Here is a 528-nt window from a genome sequence, read left to right as displayed (position 1 = left end):
TTTGCTTAAATAAGTCTATGGGCGCGAATAATACTATTGCCCAGACACTTAAGGGAATCGCGAAAAACCCACTAATTATTGCGATAAGTGCTGCTCTAGTTTTCTCTGCTAGTGGTCTTACACTGCCTTCTACACTCCATAAAGCAGGCGCTTACTTTGCACAAATGACATTGCCTCTGGCTCTGTTATGCGCCGGTGCATCACTAAGCTTTAAAGCGCTACAAAAAGACATGTCCGTCGCTTTACTCGCTTCTGCAGGCAAACTTATTTTTATCCCAATAGTGATTACCTTTGGTGGTTACCTTCTTGGCTACAGGGAAATGGAGCTTGGCGTGCTGTTTCTTATGTCCTCTGCACCATCTGCCTCAGCAGGCTATGTTATGGTAAGAGCAATGGGGGGAAATGCTACTTTAGCTGCGAATATTATCGTTATAACAACCATCGCCTCGTTAGTAACGACCAGTATTGGTGTTGCCGTACTACGCAATTTCAATCTGATGTGAATTATTGATTTATACTTATAAAAAA

The 528-nt window shown here is 42.4% G+C and carries 1 protein-coding gene; it reads left to right on the top strand.

Features of this window, described 5'->3' with window-relative positions:
* Positions 1-503, top strand: a 503-nt coding sequence (locus GQS57_RS18685) for an AEC family transporter (RefSeq protein WP_205860328.1), incomplete at its 5' end; no start/stop codon positions are given.
* Between the last annotated feature and the right edge of the window lie 25 nt (positions 504-528).

Origin of the sequence: Polaribacter sp. 20A6, from assembly GCF_011378915.1 — a bacterium.
GTDB lineage: Bacteria > Bacteroidota > Bacteroidia > Flavobacteriales > Flavobacteriaceae > Polaribacter > Polaribacter sejongensis.
This window is presented reverse-complemented; position numbering and strand designations above follow the sequence as displayed.